Source organism: Demequina pelophila, from assembly GCF_000971175.1.
Classification (GTDB): domain Bacteria; phylum Actinomycetota; class Actinomycetes; order Actinomycetales; family Demequinaceae; genus Demequina; species Demequina pelophila.
In genome coordinates, this window is the sequence record NZ_BBLY01000001.1 from 234,804 (window position 1) to 251,364 (window position 16,561).

At 72.7% G+C, this 16,561-nt stretch carries 18 protein-coding genes; 10 read left to right on the forward strand and 8 right to left on the reverse strand.

Annotated elements, in window-relative coordinates; genetic code table 11:
- Positions 1-13: 13 nt before the first annotated feature.
- The 5 genes from AOM03_RS01115 to AOM03_RS01135 are packed head-to-tail and all read right to left on the reverse strand — an operon-like array spanning position 14 to position 3,497.
- On the reverse strand, positions 14-733 hold the full coding sequence (locus tag AOM03_RS01115) for a S1 family peptidase (RefSeq protein ID WP_062377442.1): 720 nt from the start codon (positions 731-733) through the stop codon (positions 14-16).
- Entirely contained in the window at positions 726-1,295 is a 570-nt protein-coding gene (locus AOM03_RS01120; protein WP_062377444.1) for a hypothetical protein, read from the reverse strand. The genes AOM03_RS01115 and AOM03_RS01120 overlap by 8 nt, the downstream gene beginning before the upstream one ends.
- Positions 1,292-2,053 carry a S1 family peptidase gene (locus tag AOM03_RS01125; RefSeq protein ID WP_062377446.1) on the reverse strand — a complete coding sequence of 254 codons (762 nt, stop codon included), beginning with the start codon at positions 2,051-2,053 and terminating at the stop codon, positions 1,292-1,294. Before AOM03_RS01125 ends, AOM03_RS01120 begins: the two co-directional genes overlap by 4 nt.
- Positions 2,050-3,069: a hypothetical protein gene (locus AOM03_RS01130; RefSeq protein WP_062377448.1), complete on the reverse strand. Its 1,020-nt coding sequence runs from the start codon at positions 3,067-3,069 to the stop codon at positions 2,050-2,052. The genes AOM03_RS01125 and AOM03_RS01130 overlap by 4 nt, the downstream gene beginning before the upstream one ends.
- The gene (locus AOM03_RS01135) at positions 3,069-3,497 is read right to left on the reverse strand and encodes a DUF1844 domain-containing protein (protein WP_227589833.1); all 429 of its coding nucleotides are present in this window, start codon (positions 3,495-3,497) and stop codon (positions 3,069-3,071) included. The genes AOM03_RS01130 and AOM03_RS01135 overlap by 1 nt, the downstream gene beginning before the upstream one ends.
- A 145-nt stretch (positions 3,498-3,642) precedes the next feature.
- Here AOM03_RS01135 and infC point away from each other — a divergent pair, with 145 nt between their 5' ends.
- The 9 genes from infC (at position 3,643) to pheT (ending at position 13,351) form a co-directional block, all read left to right on the forward strand.
- Entirely contained in the window at positions 3,643-4,347 is a 705-nt protein-coding gene (gene infC, locus AOM03_RS01140; RefSeq protein WP_227589834.1) for a translation initiation factor IF-3, read from the forward strand.
- A 104-nt stretch (positions 4,348-4,451) separates the two neighbouring features.
- Positions 4,452-4,646, forward strand: coding sequence for a 50S ribosomal protein L35 (gene rpmI, locus AOM03_RS01145; RefSeq protein ID WP_062377450.1), 195 nt, complete (start codon positions 4,452-4,454; stop codon positions 4,644-4,646).
- 32 nt (positions 4,647-4,678) lie between these two features.
- Complete coding sequence (rplT, locus tag AOM03_RS01150; RefSeq protein WP_062377452.1) at positions 4,679-5,059, forward strand: 50S ribosomal protein L20; 381 nt, start codon at positions 4,679-4,681, stop codon at positions 5,057-5,059.
- Positions 5,060-5,068: 9 nt separating this feature from the next.
- Complete coding sequence (locus AOM03_RS01155; RefSeq protein ID WP_062377454.1) at positions 5,069-5,902, forward strand: TrmH family RNA methyltransferase; 834 nt, start codon at positions 5,069-5,071, stop codon at positions 5,900-5,902.
- A 338-nt stretch (positions 5,903-6,240) separates the two neighbouring features.
- The gene (locus tag AOM03_RS01160; RefSeq protein WP_062377457.1) at positions 6,241-7,128 is read left to right on the forward strand and encodes an endonuclease domain-containing protein; all 888 of its coding nucleotides are present in this window, start codon (positions 6,241-6,243) and stop codon (positions 7,126-7,128) included.
- A 197-nt stretch (positions 7,129-7,325) separates the two neighbouring features.
- Positions 7,326-9,044, forward strand: coding sequence for a GGDEF domain-containing protein (locus AOM03_RS01165; RefSeq protein ID WP_082092003.1), 1,719 nt, complete (start codon positions 7,326-7,328; stop codon positions 9,042-9,044).
- A 28-nt stretch (positions 9,045-9,072) separates the two neighbouring features.
- Positions 9,073-9,525 (forward strand): hypothetical protein, encoded by a 453-nt coding sequence (locus AOM03_RS01170; protein WP_062377462.1) that lies wholly within the window; start codon positions 9,073-9,075, stop codon positions 9,523-9,525.
- A 122-nt stretch (positions 9,526-9,647) separates the two neighbouring features.
- Positions 9,648-10,736 (forward strand): phenylalanine--tRNA ligase subunit alpha, encoded by a 1,089-nt coding sequence (pheS, locus tag AOM03_RS01175; protein ID WP_062377466.1) that lies wholly within the window; start codon positions 9,648-9,650, stop codon positions 10,734-10,736.
- Positions 10,736-13,351 (forward strand): phenylalanine--tRNA ligase subunit beta, encoded by a 2,616-nt coding sequence (gene pheT / locus AOM03_RS01180; RefSeq protein ID WP_062377468.1) that lies wholly within the window; start codon positions 10,736-10,738, stop codon positions 13,349-13,351. The genes pheS and pheT overlap by 1 nt, the downstream gene beginning before the upstream one ends.
- Before the next feature lie 187 nt (positions 13,352-13,538).
- Here pheT and AOM03_RS01185 read toward each other — a convergent pair whose 3' ends face one another.
- On the reverse strand, positions 13,539-13,814 hold the full coding sequence (locus AOM03_RS01185; RefSeq protein ID WP_062377470.1) for a hypothetical protein: 276 nt from the start codon (positions 13,812-13,814) through the stop codon (positions 13,539-13,541).
- A gap of 336 nt (positions 13,815-14,150) precedes the next feature.
- Here AOM03_RS01185 and AOM03_RS01190 point away from each other — a divergent pair, with 336 nt between their 5' ends.
- Complete coding sequence (locus AOM03_RS01190) at positions 14,151-15,698, forward strand: DEAD/DEAH box helicase (protein ID WP_082092004.1); 1,548 nt, start codon at positions 14,151-14,153, stop codon at positions 15,696-15,698.
- A 75-nt stretch (positions 15,699-15,773) separates the two neighbouring features.
- Here AOM03_RS01190 and AOM03_RS01195 read toward each other — a convergent pair whose 3' ends face one another.
- Entirely contained in the window at positions 15,774-16,118 is a 345-nt protein-coding gene (locus AOM03_RS01195; RefSeq protein ID WP_062377472.1) for a HepT-like ribonuclease domain-containing protein, read from the reverse strand.
- Positions 16,115-16,546 carry a nucleotidyltransferase family protein gene (locus AOM03_RS12785; RefSeq protein ID WP_227589835.1) on the reverse strand — a complete coding sequence of 144 codons (432 nt, stop codon included), beginning with the start codon at positions 16,544-16,546 and terminating at the stop codon, positions 16,115-16,117. Before AOM03_RS12785 ends, AOM03_RS01195 begins: the two co-directional genes overlap by 4 nt.
- Positions 16,547-16,561: the final 15 nt, after the last annotated feature.

The following is a 16,561-nucleotide window of genomic DNA, read 5'->3' on the forward strand; positions in this document are numbered from 1 at the left end:
GGCGACCACGCGCTCAGTCGCAGGTCGCCTCGACCGTCTCCCGTGCATCGTCCCTGGCCAGGAAGCGCTGCAGGGTGGGGAGGGTGACGACGCCGGTGACCGCCTCGCCGTCGGAGGAGAAGATCACGCCGACCACGTCGCCGGCCGCGTCGACCACGGCCGAGCCGGAGCTGCCCACCTGGGCGCCCATCTGCGCGAGGTAGACCGGGGCGCCGTCGGGGTCGAGCTCGTTGTCCGTGACGCCCAGCAGCGGGCCCTCGAGGGTCTCGAGCGGGCCGCCGTAGGGGTAGCCGGAGGCGCTGAGCGCGTCGCCGACCTCGGGCTCGGTGGCCGCGACGGGTGCCGGCTCGGGGAAGGAGCCATCGATGGTGATGAGCGCCAGGTCGTCCGTCGTGGAGATCGCCGCCGACGTCACGGGGTACTCCCGGCCCTGGTAGTCGGACAGGTGGATCTCCGTGGCTTCCTCGACCACGTGCCGGTTGGTGACCGCGGTGGTCTGGTCGAGCATCCACGCCGTGCCGTTGCGGAAGGTGTCGCAGGTGGTGGCCCACACGCGCAGCGCGGCGTGCTCGGCAGGGGTGAAGCCGTCGCCGGGATCGGCCGGGACGGCGATCGCCACCGTGGGGGAGGGGGCGGCGTAGGCCTCGGGGTAGAGGGCGCAGCCGGTCGCGCCGAGGGCGAGGGCGGCGACGGTGGCGGCGGCTCGCGGGCCGACCGCGGCGCCCCTACCCATGCTTCGCGAGGAACTCGTCGTAGGCCTCGTCGACCGAGTCGCAGAACTCGATGATCGACCGCTCGGACTCGGCGACGCTCGACGGCACGTAGCGCTGGGACTCGTGCAGCACCGCGAAGTGGTCCTGCTGATGGCCCACGCAGGTCGCGTACGCGTCGGCGATGTCCTCGAGCTCCGCGACCAGCTCCTCCGCGGAGGCGTTGAGGTTGACCGAGCTCGAGTAGCGCTCCTTGAGGGCCGCGAGCTGGGCCTCGACCGTCTCGAGCTCGCTGACGCGCGAGCGCAGGGCGTCGCCCTCGACCGTCAGCTCCTCGACGCGGTCCCGCAGCTGCGCGTTCTGGGCGCCCCACGCGATCACGACGGACGCGAGCAGGCCCGCGAGGGCCGCCACGGCGAGCCCGAGCACCACGACCGGCCAGCGCCGCGGCCGCGACCCGGGCGGGGCCGACGGGACCGTGCCCCCCGGCACGCTCACGGCCGGCGCGGCCGGTGACCCCGCCCCGTCGGGCGTCCCGAACGCGTCGTCCGTCTCGGGCCGGGCGAACGGGTCGGGGTGGGTCACTGTCCCAGAATGTCAGGTGTGGGCGGTTCCGTGAATGTGCAGCTGCGCTCGGGCACGAACAGCGACTCCTCGCTCAGCAGCGTGTTGAGCGTGGACACGGGCACGATGAAGCTCTGGTTGGCGACGTTCTTGGCATACACGACGCCGATCACCTTGCCGTCCTCGTCGAGCACCGGCGACCCCGACGAGCCCTGCTCGACCGTGGCGCTGGTGGCGAGCACGGTGCCCACCGAGCCGCCGATCGGGTCCTCGGTCGCGCCCAGCACCACGCCCGACGCGGTGGTGAGGCGGCCGCCGTTGGGGTAGCCCACGACCGTGATGACGTCGCCGGTCTCGGGGTCCTCGAGCGCGCGGGAGGCGTAGGCGTTGCCCAGCGACTCCTCGGTGGTGATGATCGCGATGTCCGCGACCGTGGTGGTCGACGCGGCGGTCGCGGGGATGGAGCGGCCGTCGTAGGTGAGCACGGACAGCCGCTTCGAGTTGGCGATGACGTGACGGTTGGTGACCAGCGTGTGCTCGTCGAGCGCGAAGCCCGTGCCGGTGGTGATGAAGCCGCAGCCCACGTTGCGCACGCGCACGGTCATGCGCTGCGCCGCGGAGAAGCCGTCGGGCGACAGCGCGCCCGGGCCCTCGCCGGGGGAGATGGACGGCGTGGGCACGAAGTCGGTGGGCAGCGCCTGGGGCGCCGCCGGGATGGAGCCGCACCCCGCCAGCGCGAGGGCGCCGGCGGCCGCCATCGCCGTGACCGCACGCCTCATGGCGTGGTCGCCGGCACCGAGGAGGGGGCGAGCGCGGACTGCGCGCGCAGCGCCTGGGTGCACAGGTCGTTGACCGAGGTGCGGAAGGACTCGACCTCCCCCTCCTCGAGGTCCTCGGGCTGGTCGAGGTACTCGAGCAGCTGGTCGTGCGCCTCGATGCAGCGCTTGAGACTGGTCGACACGGTCTGCGCGGCCGCGAGGTCCTGCTGCAGCAGCGCGAACTGCTCCTGCGCGAACGCCGCGTCGTCGCCCCACTGGGCGTTCTCCGCCTGCAGCCGGCTCACCGTGTCCTTCGACGTCGCGAGCTGCTCGCTCAGCAGGTCGATGCGCTCCTGCGCGGTCACGAGCGCCTCGCGCTCGGCCGCGAGGTCCGCGCCCAGCCCGTAGCTCACGTCCGTGATGTCCTCGACCTGGACGCGCCACTCCTCGGACACGTGCCACAGGTAGGCGGCGAACGCCGACGCGCCGAGCGTGAGCACGGACAGCAGCGCCACCGTGATGATGAGGCCCACCGGCCGGCGCCGCGTCGGCGCGTGGTGACGGCGCCCGCCGCGCCTGCGCCGCGGGTGGTCGGGGCCGGCGATCACATGGTCGAGGGGGAGGAACGGGTGGCCGGGGCCGTTGTCGCTCTCGTCGGCGTCCGCCGCTGGAACCTCCTGCGCGGCGTCGTCGCCGCGGTCGGTGCGGGTCCACGACCGCCCGTCGGGCCCGACGGGCACGACCGGGATCGCGCCGGTGTGCGGCGAACGCCGCCCGGGCCGGGTGACACGGGACGATGCAGGGGGAGCCTCGTCGTCGGCGTCGCCCGCGCCTGCGTCCCCTTCGTCCTGCGACGCCTCGTCGACCAGGGGATCCGCGGCATCGTCCTCGCCGTAGGGGTGCCCGGCGTCGACGGACAGCACGACCTCGAGCTCGTCGGTCGCGGCGTCTCCCGCGCGCGACTCGACGACGCTGTCGTGCTGCCTACCGGGACGGCGCGGTCCGCGCCGCCGTCCGGTGCCGTGCTCTCGTGCCACTAACGAACTGCCCCCGTGTACTTCTCTCCCGGGCCCTCGCCCGGCGCGTCCGGCACCACCGAGGCCTCGCGGAACGCGAGCTGCACGCTGCGCAGCCCGTCGCGCAGCGCACGCGCATGCGTGTCGCCCAGGTCCGGCGCGGCCGCCGTCACCATCCCGGCGAGGGCGTTGATGATCGTGCGGGCCTCGTCGAGGTCCTGGTGCCGGTCGCCGTCCTCGGCGAGCCCGCACCTGAGCGCCGCGGCGCTCAGCAGGTGAACGCCTACCGTGGTGATAAGTTCCACGGAGCTCACGTCGGCCAGGTCGCGCGCCGCCTGGGCGGCGCCCGTCTCCTCGCCTGCCGGTGCATCGTCCCCGGGGGTGCGCGGCGCATCGTCCCCCGTGCCGGGGAAGACGTGCGTGGTGGTCTCGGGCTGTTCGGCGCTCATCGTGCTATTCTTTCCTACTGACCGGTTGCGGCATGTGTCGCAACGCGCAAGTGGAGGCCATCTCCCACCTGAGGACCGGAACGACGGACCCAGGTTTACGGTAACGGTTCGCGGCACCCCCGGGTGTCCGCTGATCGCTTACTCGGTGGCCTCTGCTCGTGTTCGGGCAGGGGCCTTTCTCGTTTTCGGGGAGGCGCCGGCCCGGCGGCCACAGACGTCACGAGAAGGAGCCGCTATCAACGAGCCGCGCATCAACGAGCGCATTCGAGTCCCCGAGGTCCGCCTGGTCGGCCCGAAGGGCGAGCAGGTCGGCATCGTCCGCATCGAGGATGCCCTCCGACTGGCGCAGGACGCCGAACTCGACCTGGTCGAGGTGGCGCCCAACTCGCGTCCGCCCGTCGTGAAGCTCATGGACTACGGCAAGTTCAAGTACGAGGCCGCGGTCAAGGCCCGCGAGGCGCGTCGCAACCAGGCGAACACCGAGATCAAGGAGATGCGGTTCCGCCTCAAGATCGACGACCACGACTACGAGACCAAGAAGGGCCATGTGGTCCGCTTCCTCAAGGGCGGCGACAAGGTCAAGGTCACGATCATGTTCCGCGGTCGCGAGCAGTCGCGTCCCGAGTTCGGCCGTCGCCTGCTGATGAAGCTGGCGGAGGAAGTGCAGGAGTTCGGTGTCGTGGAGAACGCGCCGAACCAGGAGGGACGCAACATGTCGCTCGTCCTGGGCCCGCTGAAGAAGAAGGCGGAGGCCAAGGAGGAGCAGCGCAAGGCGCGCGAGGAGCGCAAGGCCGCGGAGACGGCCGCACGCGACGAGCGCAAGACGCCCAAGGGCGCCGCGGCCGAGTAGGCCGCACCAGAGTTTCCGCGCCGCGGGGCGCGGGTCCACGTCGGGCGTCAGCCCGTGCAACGTGCTGGGCCTCGGCCCGGCCAGATCGGTTAGGAGTGGCAGCAATGCCGAAGAACAAGACCCACTCGGGTGCCAAGAAGCGCTTCAAGCTCACCGGCACCGGCAAGGTGAAGCACGCGTCCGCGATGAACGTGCACAAGTTCGAGGAGAAGCACTCCTCGCGCAAGCGTCGCGTGGCCGTCGACAAGATCCTGTCGGACGCCGACACCAAGAAGATCAAGAAGCTGCTGGGCAAGTAAGCCCCGCCCCCATAGAGCCAAGGAGTTAGAAAATGGCACGCGTCAAGCGGGCGGTCAACGCCCAGAAGAAGCGCCGGTCCACCCTCGAGCGGGCCGCGGGTTACCGCGGTCAGCGCTCGCGCCTTTACCGGAAGGCCAAGGAGCAGGTCACCCACTCCATGGTCTACAGCTACAACGACCGCCGGAAGCGCAAGGGCGACTTCCGCAAGCTGTGGATCCAGCGCATCAACGCCGCCGCCCGCGCGAACGGCATGACGTACAACCGCTTCATCCAGGGCCTCAAGGCCGCTGAGATCGAGGTCGACCGCCGCATGCTCGCCGAGCTCGCGGTGAACGACGAGGCCGCCTTCGCGACCCTCGTCGAGGTTGCCAAGAAGGCCCTCCCGGCCGACGTCAACGCCCCCGCGGCGTAACCCACGCGCATGTCAGGACGCCCCGTCGGGCCTGCCGACCTCCCCGTGACGCTCTCGAACCCGAGGGCCGAGCGTGTCAAGAGAGTCGCGGCCCTGGCGGGGCGTTCTGCGCGTTCGCGCGCCGGCGCCTGGCTGGTCGAGGGTCCGCAGTCCGTCCGCGAGGCGGTGCGCTTCGCCCCCGAGCGGGTGCGGGACGTGTACCTGTCCGCGGAGGCGCTCGAGCGCCACCCGGAGATCGCCGCCGCCGCGCTCGACGCCTCGCTGTACCTGCACGTGGGTACCGACCAGGTGCTCGACGCGATGAGCGGGGATGCCCAGGGCGTGGTCGCGGTGCTCGACTCGACCGGCCACTCGCTCGACGACGTGGTGGCCGCGCGGCCCCGGCTCGTCGCGGTGCTGTCCAACGTGCGCGACCCCGGCAACGCGGGCACGGTGATCCGCGCGGCGGACGCCGCCGGCGCCGACGCGGTCGTGCTCGCGGGGGAGTCCGTGGACCCCTCGAACCCCAAGGTGATCCGCTCCACCGCCGGCTCCCTGTTCCACCTCCCCGTCGCCCGCGCGCCCCTGGCAGACGCCGTCGAGGCGCTGCTCGAGGCCGGTCTGACCGTGCTCGCCGCCGATGGGTCGGGCGACGTCGAGCTGGGCGATGCCTCCGGCGGCCTCGACCTCGCCGCTCCCACCGCCTGGGTGTTCGGCAACGAGGCCTGGGGCCTGCGCGACGAGGAGCTCGCGCTTGCGGACACGGTGGTCCGCATCCCGATCTACGGTCGCGCCGAGAGCCTCAACCTGGGCACCGCCGCGACGGTCTGCCTGTACGCCTCGGCGACCGCGCAGCGCGCCTGACGGCTCTCACCTCGCTCCTCGTTTTCGAGGCTCTCGCGCTGCTGGCCTCGCGCGGTACTTGCCCGCTCCCTCTCCCTCTCCCTTGCACGCGCCCCCTTGCCCTTGGCTCGAGCGGATTGTGTCGCTTTCGGCGCGTCCATGCGCCTCAGGGAGCGAATCGTGACGGTCACCGTCGACGCCGGCCCGATCGCCACTTCCGGAGCGGGCGCCGCGCTCGAGAACCGATGTCCCCGTGCCCTGCGCTGGGCCTCGATCCACAACACGGGCGCCATGGACGGCGTGCGAGCGCGCATCCGAGCAACCCTGCCGCCGTGCGCACACATCGGCCTTCGGAACGCATGCCCGCCGAGGTGCGGTCGGGCCTGAGGAGCTACTCGCGAGGCGAGCTCGTGGCGATGACCTCGGCGCGGGCCGTCCGGACCGCCATCGACGCGTTGGAGATCGTCGCGGTGATGCCCGGACGGTATGTGGCGCTCGCGCATGCCCGCGCGTTTGCGCCGCGCGCGCACGCCCTCGCAGAGGCGACGGGAGGAGCGGTGACGGGGGAGGGCGCGCTGTTCGCGGCCGGGATCCTGGACGGGGCTCCCGGTCGGATTCTCGTTGTCGCTCCACCGGGTCGTGGCCGGCCGGATCTCGACTGGGGCACGGCGTTCACGTCGACCGCGGCGCGGCCCGTCTCGATGCGAGGGTTCCTCCGTTGCGCGGAGCCGGCGCACGCCGTCTTCGATGCGTGGAGCCGTGGGCCGCAGGACCGCGCCGCAGGGACCGTCCTGGCCGCGATGCAGAAACGGGCGGTGAGCCCGCGCGACCTGCGCGAGGTCGCGGAGTCGCAGCCGGCCTGCCGGGACCGCCGCGGGCTCGATGCGGTGATCGCCGCGTTCGAGCGCGGCGCGCACTCGTACCTCGAATACGAGGGCATGGCCACGGTGTTCCGCGGGCGGGAGTTCGACCGATTCACCCGGCAGCACGCGGTGCGCCCCGTGAGGAACCTGTACTACCTCGACATGTACGACGCCGCGACCATGACGGCCGTCGAGCTCGACGGGGAGGGCTATCACACCGCCGCAGAGCACCGGGAGTCCGACTGCCGGCGGGACGCGGAGCTCGCCGGCATCGGAATCCAGACGATCAGGCTCACGTACCGGCAGGTGACGCGCCAACCTGAGTGGTGCCGCGAGGTGGTGAGGGGAGTGCTCGCGGCGCGGGCGACACGATTCGCTCCGTAGGACGCGGTGACCGGCCGAAAACGACACAATCCGCTCGAGCGGAGGGCGCCCGGAAAAGCGGGGCTCTCGTGAGCGGAAAAGCGGGGCTCTCGCGAGCGGAAATGCGGGGCTGTCGCGAGCGGGAAAGCGGCCCGGTGTGACGAATCCCACGTCGCAGGCGCACTCCTGGATGCTTGCCCCTCGGCAAGAATAGGGGGATGCCCCTTGGACACCTCCGCTCCCGCATGCCGCGCGTCCGCGGCGTCGCGGTGGCGGCCGTCATCGTCGCGCTGATCCTCGCGCTGCAGATGGTGGTGCAGGTGGTGGGCGCGTACATCGCCGACCAGGGCGCGCACGCGGCGGCCCGCGACACCTACACGTACGTGGGCGACCTCATGGCGGAGAAGGTCTACGGCATGGCGGACGCCGGCACCGACGTGGTCGAGGGCACCGCCTCGGAGATCACCCGCGCGGGCACCCTCGCGAGCGGCGCCGACCTCACCGCCGCGCTCGCCGCGCGCCTCGACCGCGAGGACATGGTCGGCTCGATCTTCGTGGGCCGCCCCGACGGGCACACGATCGCCCTCGCCCGCGATCCCGAGGGCGACGGGTACATCCGCACGGACGTCGCGCCGGGGGTGTCGCCCGTGGCGACCCGCGAGACGCTCGACGCGGAGCTCGCGGTGATCGACTCTGTGACCGTCGAGACGGACTACGACGTCACCGGACGGCCCTGGTACCGGCTCGCGGTCGACTCGAACGAGCCCGTGTGGACCCGGCCCTACGTGTCGCTGCGCACGGGGGAGCTGGTGGTGTCGCCCGTGGTCGCGGCCCGGGTCGACGGCGACGTGCTCGCCGTCGTGGGCGCGGACCTCGACATCGACCGCGCGAGCGACCTGCTCGACGACATCCCGATCGGCGCGGACGCGCGCGCCTTCGTGCTCACCGCCGACGACCGCCGCGTCATCGCGGCCCCGCGCGGCGCGCGTGACGAGCTCGCCGAGCGCGTCGAGGACCTGGGCACCGCGCCCCCCGCGGACGAGCTGGGCCTGCGGCCGGTAGCGTCCGACACGCACGCGGCTGAGGGCACCGTCGCCGCCGGCGACATCGCGTTCGACGACGACTCCGACCTGGTGCGCCTCGAGCGCAGCATCGACGCCGACGGGCTCGACTGGATCCTCCACCTCGAGGCCCGCGAGACCGACCTCACGCCGGGCCTCAACCGGTTCACCGAGGTGGCGCTGCTCGTCACCGCGTTCTCGATTCTCATGGTGGTCCTCGCCGCGATCTTCGCCGCGCGACTGTGGCGCCCGCTCCTGCGCCTGCGCGACCGCGCGAGCACCGACCCCCTCACCGGCCTGGCGAACCGCTACGAGTTCTCGCAGCGCGCCGGCGCCATCGCCCGGGTGGCGCAGGCCGACGACCACGCGCTCCTCGTGGTGACCTTCGACCTCGACCGCTTCAAGCGGCTCAACGACAGCGCGGGCCACGATGCGGGCGACGCCGTGCTCGCCGCCGTGGGCCAGGCGCTGCTCGAGTCCGTGCGCCGCCGCGATGTGGCCGCGCGCCTGGGCGGCGACGAGTTCATCGCCGTGCTGCGCGTGCGCGACGCCGGCGCGGCCCGCGACGTCGCCTCCCGGCTCCGCCGCGACGTCGAGTCCGCCATCCGCGGGTGCGGCGCGTGGGCCGACGAGGTGGGCGTGACCGCGGGATTCGCCACCAGCGCCGTCCACGGGCACGACATCCCCACGCTGCAGCGCGCCGCCGACGCCGCGCTCGTGGCGGGCAAGCGCAAGGCCAAGGGGCACGCCTACGGCGACGCCGGCGAGCCGGGGGACGATGCGCGGGTCGCCGGGGAGCGCGGCCTCACCAGGGGAGAGGCGAGCGTCACGGATGGGGCGGGCCGCCCGCTGGCCGAGGACCGTCGCGGCCGCTGATAGTCTCCCGGCGAGTCAAGGAGGCCCCATGGACAACACGCGTCGGCTCGACATCCCCGGAGCCGCCGGCCGCGTCGAGGTCGACGGCGTGCTCGGCCTGCTCTACAAGGTCAAGGTCGACGACCAGGTGATCCTGCGCCGCAAGGGCCACTGGGCGATCCCGCTGCGCAAGGGCGGCACGGCGAGGCTCACCTCGAGCGGGCTCATCCCCGGCTTCCAGACGCTGCGGCTCGACGGCGAGCCGGTGCTGAAGATGGGCGCCCACGTCCAGCCGCCGGAGAAGGCCGCCGCCTTCAGCCCGCTGCTGCTCATCCTGCTCGGGTGGCTCGGCGCGGTCATCGCGGTGCTCATGGTGCTGTCGAACATCGTGCTCGTGAAGAACGCGAACATGCCGCGCGGGCTGCGAATCGCGCTCCCACTGGTCAACACGGTCGTGATCGCCGGCGTCATCTACGTCCTCTTCGCGCCCTACTCCGGCTGAGGCGGCGCGGGCCGCCCGCCCGGCCCGCGCATCGTCCCCCGACCCGGCCCGCGCATCGTCCCGTCACAAGGCGCCGAGGCCCCGGTAGACTGCCCGGGGTTTCGAACCGTGAAGGGCCATCCATGACTGAACTCTCTCCGCTGGACGCCGCGGGCGTCGAGGCGGCCGTGGAGGCCGCGCTCGCGGCCTTCGCGCAGGCGAACGATCTCGACGAGCTGAAGGAGGCGCGGCTCGCCCACACGGGCGACAAGGCGCCGCTGACGCTCGCCAACCGCGGCATCAAGGACCTGTCCAAGGAGGACAAGGCCGCCGCCGGCAAGGCGATGGGCGCCGCCCGGGCCGCGATGGGCCGGGCGCTGGCCGCCCGCACCGCGGAGCTCGAGGCGGAGCGCGACGCGCGCGTGCTCATCGAGGAGGCCGTGGACGTCACGCTGCCCGCGACGCGCCAGGCCACGGGCGCCCGCCACCCGCTCGAGACGCTGCAGGAGCGCATGTGCGACGTGTTCGTCTCCATGGGCTGGGAGGTGGCCGAGGGCCCGGAGATGGAGGCGGAGTGGTTCAACTTCGACGCCCTCAACTTCGACCCGGACCACCCGGCGCGCGAGATGCAGGACACCTTCTTCGTGGACCCGCCGTCGTCGGGGCTGCTGCTGCGCACGCACACCTCGCCGGTGCAGGTGCGCGCCGCGCTCGAGCGGCGTGACCTGCTCGTCGAGGAGGGCCGCGGCATCTACGTCGTGTGCCCGGGCAAGACGTTCCGCACGGACGAGCTCGACGCGACCCACACGCCCGTGTTCCACCAGATCGAGGGCCTCGCGATCGACGAGGGCCTCACCATGGCGCACCTCAAGGGCACGCTCGACCACTTCGCGAAGGCGATGTTCGGCCCGGAGGCCGTGACGCGCCTGCGCCCGTCGTTCTTCCCCTTCACCGAGCCCAGCGCGGAGATGGACCTGCGCTGCTTCGTGTGCGGCGGGGACGATGCGGCGTGCCGCACCTGCCGCGGCACCGGCTGGATCGAGTGGGGCGGGTGCGGCATGACGCACCCGAACGTCCTGGTCGCGGCCGGGATCGACCCGTCGAAGTACACCGCGTTCGCGTTCGGCATGGGAGTCGAGCGCACCCTGATGTTCCGCCACGGCGTCGCCGACATGCGCGACATGGTCGAGGGCGACGTCCGCTTCTCTCAGCAGTTCGGGATGGAGATCTGATGCCCAAGATTCCGCTCAGTTGGCTCGCGGAGTCCGTCTCCCTCGCGCCCGAGACCACGCCCGAGGAGGTCGCCACGGCGCTCGCCCGGGTGGGCCTCGAGGAGGAGGGCATCCACGGCCCCGGCGTCAAGGGACCCCTGGTGGTCGGCCGCGTGATGTCGCTCGTCAAGGAGCAGCAGTCCAACGGCAAGACCATCAACTACTGCCGCGTCGACGTGGGTTCGCACAATGACCCGGCCGGCCCGGGCCACAAGCCCGACCACAAGGTCGACTACCCGTCCTCGAAGGGCATCGTGTGCGGCGCCCGCAACTTCGTCGAGGGCGACTACGTGGTGGTCGTGCTGCCCGGCGCCGAGCTGCCCGGGCCGTTCCCCATCTCCGGCCGCAAGACGTATGGCCACTGGTCGGACGGCATGATCTGCTCGTCGCGCGAGCTGGGCCTGGGCGACGACCACGACGGCATCATCGTGCTGCAGTCCCCGTCCGGCGAGTCCGCCGAGTGGGGCGGGTACGGCGACGCCGAGCTCACCCCCGGCCAGGACGCCATCGCGCTGCTGGGCATGGACGAGTCGACCATCGAGATCAACGTCACCCCCGACCGCGGCTACTGCTTCTCCGTCCGCGGCGTGGCGCGCGAGTACGCGCACGCGACCGGCGCATCGTTCACCGATCCCGCCGGGATCGACGTGACCGGCGAGGCCGGGACCGGCTTCGAGATCCGCCTCGAGGACCAGGCGCCCGTGCGCGGCCGGGTGGGCTGCGACCGGTTCGTCGCGCGCATCGTCCGCGGCTTCGACCCCGCCGCGCCCACGCCCACGTGGATGCGCGGCCGGCTCGAGGCGGCCGGCATGCGCTCGATCTCGCTCGCCGTGGACGTCACCAACTACGTCATGCTCGAGCTGGGCCAGCCGCTGCACGCGTACGACCTCGCCACCGTGACCGCGCCCATCGTGGTGCGTCGCGCCGTGCCGGGGGAGAGCATCGTGACCCTGGACGATGCGACGCGCGTCCTGGACGGCGAGGACCTCCTCATCACGGATTCGGAGGGCGGCCACGCCCACCGGCCCATCGGCATCGCCGGCGTCATGGGCGGCGCGCTGACCGAGGTCTCCGCGACCACCACCGACGTGCTGCTCGAGGGCGCGCACTTCGACCCCATCACCGTGGCGCGCACCGCGCGCCGCCACCGACTGGGCTCGGAGGCGTCCCGCCGCTTCGAGCGCGCGGTCGACACGCAGCTGCCGCCCGTCGCGGTGCAGCGGGCGGCCAACCTGCTCGCGGAGCTGGGCGGCGGCACCATCGAGGCGGTCTACACCGACGTCGCGGACGTGGCGCCGGTCGCGCCCATCGAGATGGACGCCGACTTCCCGGCGCGCATCGTGGGCGTGCCCTACACCACCGACCAGGTGGTCGACTCGCTCACCCAGGTGGGCTGCCGCGTCGAGAAGGACGGCGGCGTGCTGATCGTGACGCCGCCCACGTGGCGCGCGGACCTCGAGGGCCCCATCAACCTGGTCGAGGAGGTCGCGCGCCTGCAGGGCTACGAGGGCCTGCCCTCGGTGCTTCCGATCGCGCCCCCGGGGCGCGGGTACACGCACTCGCAGATCGTGCGCAAGTCCGTCGCGCGGTCGCTCGCGGAGGCCGGCCTCACGCAGGTGCTCACCTACCCGTTCATCTCGGAGAAGCGCCTCGACGAGCTCATGCTCCCCGAGGACGACCAGCGTCGCGACGTGGTGCGTCTGGCCAACCCGCTGTCCGCGGAGATGCCGCTCATGCGTCCCGCGCTCATCGCGACGCTCGCCGATGCGGTGCGCGTCAACCTGGGCCGCGGCTCTCAGTCGGTGGCCGTGTACGAGACGGGCCGCGCGTACCTGTCGCGCCTCGTGGGCGACATCCCCGCGACCTACTCGGGCACGTCGATCACGCCGGACGACGTGGAGCGCCTCAACGAGGCGATCCCCGGCCAGGTGCGCCGCGTGGGCGGCATCATGGCCGGCCACCGCGTGGAGGCCGGCTGGAACGGTCCCGCCGTGGACTGGGCCTGGACCGACGCGATGGCGATGGTCGAGCGCGTCGAGCGCGCCTGCGGCGTGGTGCTGGAGATCCTGCCCGACGTCCCCGAGGGCTCGGGCCGCATCTCGACCGCGCCGTTCCACCCGGGCCGCGTGGCCATGTACTGCCTCGACGGGGAGATCGTCGGCGCGGCCGGCGAGCTGCACCCCAAGGTGTGCGAGAACCTGGGCCTTCCCGCCCGCACGGTCGCGTTCGAGCTGCTGCTCGACCCGATGATCGCGGAGTCCGAGGGCGTGCTGGTCACGGCCTCGCCCGTGTCGCAGCAGGTGCTGGCCAAGGAGGACTTCGCGTTCGTGGTGCCCGTGTCCGTGGCGGCCGGCGACCTCACCGAGGCCGTCATCGCCGCCGGGGACGGCTTGGTCGAGGACGCGCGCGTCTTCGACGTGTTCACCGGGCCTCAGGTGGGCGAGGGGCGCAAGTCGCTCGCGATCAACGTGCGCATGCGGGATGCGGACCACACCCTGACCGCCGAGGAGGTGCTCGCCGTGCGCGAGGCCATCATCGCGGCGGCGGGGGAGAAGTTCGGGGCCGTGCTGCGGTAGTTCCGCGTTCTTGGGCAACCGCCTGCCCCTCCGTCGACAACCGCCTGCCCTTCCATCGCGAAGGGGTAGGCGGTTGTCGCTTTTCCCAGGTTCTCGCGTCCTGGGGGCAAGTGGTTGTCGTTCGCGCCCGGGCCCGTCAGCGTGCGACCGGGTCGAGCACCTCGAATCCGAGCACGCCTGCGCGAACTCACCAGTCCCGGTCGATGCTTGCGAGCAGGTCGTCGACCCCGCTGGTCAACTCCACCGGTGCCCAGGCGGCGCGCGGCCGCTTGCGGGCCGGTGGCGACGCGAGACCTGCGGCGAGAAGCTTCTCCAACCCGCCGCTCGCTCGTGGGGATTCTGCCTGGATGATCACGGCAGATCCGTCTTCGAGCGCCACGCGCACCGGCTGGCCGGTCTCAACGGCGCGACGCATCGCCAGCGCGGGGTTGCCCTCGAACTCTCGTAGCGTCAACTTCTCCACGAGCCCAGTGTGCGCTCTGCATCCTTCAACCGGAAGAGCGTTGGGCCCTACGGCGCCCGCACAGGCACAGCGACCCCGCTCCGGCCCCCGCACAACCCACCTGCTATCCTTGACGACTGTGCGCCGGCCCCCGCGGCAGGGCGCACGCGTCGCAGATTGCTTCTCCTTCTCGCCGGCGGTCCGGCCATCCAGGCCAGGACAACCGCCCGGCTCGTAGAAATCCTCTCTCCGGCGAACGGACGCGGACACCTCCGCGATTCGCCACCACCGCCGGTGCCCGTGATGCTCGCCCGAGCGGTCGCGCGCGCACGGCGGCCTGCCCGAAAGGCAACCCGCATGACTCAGACCTTCGCCGCCCTCGGCGTGCCCAAGCCGCTCGTCACCGTGCTCGAGCGCGACGGCAAGACCTCCCCGTTCCCCATCCAGGCCAGCACCCTCCCGGACACGCTCGCGGGTCGCGACGTGCTGGGCCGTGGCCGCACCGGCTCCGGCAAGACCCTCGCCTTCTCTCTCCCCGTGGTCGCCCGCCTCGCCGGCGACGCGTCGCCCGGCAAGGTCGCGCGCGCCCAGAAGGGCCGCCCCCGCGCGCTCATCCTGTGCCCCACCCGCGAGCTCGCCACCCAGATCGACGCGGTGATCTCGCCCCTCGCATCCGCGTACGGCCTCACCACCACGACCATCTTCGGCGGCATCAGCCAGGCCCGTCAGGAGCGCGCCATGGCGCGCGGCGTCGACATCGTCGTGGCGTGCCCGGGGCGCCTCGAGGACCTCATGGGCCAGCGCATCGTCTCCCTGGACGCCGTCGAGATCACGGTGCTCGACGAGGCCGACCACATGGCCGACCTGGGCTTCCTGCCCGGCGTCACCCGCATCATGAACGCGACCCCCAAGCGCGGCCAGCGCCTGCTGTTCTCCGCGACGCTCGACAACGGCGTGGACAAGCTGGTCAAGCGCTTCCTCGACAACCCGACCACGCACTCCGTCGACAGCGCCGAGAGCCCCGTCGAGGCCATGACGCACCACGTGTTCCACGTGGCCGATGCGACGGCCAAGAAGGACCTGGTCCGCACCCTGGCCTCGGGCACCGGCAGGCGCGTGCTGTTCATGCGCACCAAGCACCACGCCAAGCGCCTCGCCAAGCAGCTCACCGCGGACGGCATCCCGGCCGTCGACCTGCACGGCAACCTGTCGCAGAACGCCCGCGACCGCAACCTCGCGGCCTTCGCGGACGGCTCCGCCAAGGTGCTCGTCGCGACGGACGTCGCCGCGCGCGGCGTGCACGTCGACGGCATCGAGCTCGTGGTCCACGTGGACCCGCCGGCCGAGCACAAGGCGTACCTCCACCGCTCCGGCCGCACGGCCCGCGCGGGGGAGAGCGGCGACGTCGCGACCATCGTGCTGCCCGAGCAGCGCCGCGACACCGACCAGCTGCTGCGCCAGGCCAAGATCAAGGTCACCCCGCAGAAGGTCACCGCGACGTCCGATGCGGTGACCGACCTGGTCGGCGAGGTCGCCGCGCACGTCGCGCCCGTCGCGACCGCGCCCGTTCAGCAGCGCCAGCCCAAACGGGCGAGGAACGAGCAGTCGCACTCCCAGCCGTCCCAGGGCGGCGGTCGACGCGGCGGCCGCGGTGGCCGCGGTCGCTCCGGCGGCGCCTCGCAGTCGGCGGGCCGCCCGGCGGGCGGTGCCCAGTCGACGGGCCGCGCCTCCAACGGCGCGTCGGCGGCCTCGCACCAGGGCGGTGGATCTCGCCAGGCCAGCACATCCCGTCAGGCCGCGGGTTCGCGCCCCGCATCGTCGAAGGCCTCCGGCCGCCACGCGGGCGGCCACTCGTCGGCCGCGGCCTTCTCCGCCTCCGGCGGCGGCCGCCGCCGCAGCCGCTGACACGACGGCCTACGGGTGGCCGGCACGCCGCGCGAGCGGCCTGCCGGCCACCCGGCCACACAGCCGGCAACCGGCCTACCCATCATCGAGCACCCTCGCGACGTCGTCGCGCAGCCGGGGGAGTGACAGCGTCACCGTCGCCCAGACGACCGCTGGGTCGACCCGCCAGTATTCGTGCACGATGAGGTTCCGCTGGACCTTCGGGAGTCCTGGGGGCAGGGACGGGAGCCGCGCGTACGTCTCCTCGCCCAGCGCCCCGAGCGCCTCGCCCACCACGGTGAGGCAGCGGAGCACGGCGTCGTACGTGCGCTCGTCGTCGAGGGCGGAGCGCTCGCCGTCCACGTAGCGCAGCGCGCGCTCGCACGCGCCCGCGACGTGCCGGAGGCGGGCGCGGTCCCGCTCCGGGATCGCGCCGCTCACAGCACCAGCGACGACGCGACCAGTGCGTCGCGTTCGTCGGCGGGGACCGAGCCGAGCGTGACCAGGTCGACCCGGCAACCGAGCAGCTCGCTCAGTCGGGACCTCAGCTCGGCAAGGTCGAACAGTGTGGTGCCCGGGCGTGCGTCGATCCAGAGGTCCACGTCCGAGTCCGGCCCGTCCTGAGCCCGCGCGGTCGAGCCGAACAGCCCGATGCGTCGAGCCCCTGCCCGCTCCGCGGCCTCCCGGATGCGGTCGCGCTCGCGCACCACGTCGACGATGCGCGAGCCGCGCTCGCGTGGTCCGTCGAGGTACTGGCCGAGCGCCGCCTCCACCACCGAGGTGAACGAGGGCCGGCCCGGCTGCGCCTCCACGAACGCGGCCAAGCGGCGGTCGAGGTCGTCGGGCAGGGTCACGGTCGCACGTCGCACGATTGCGACGCTATC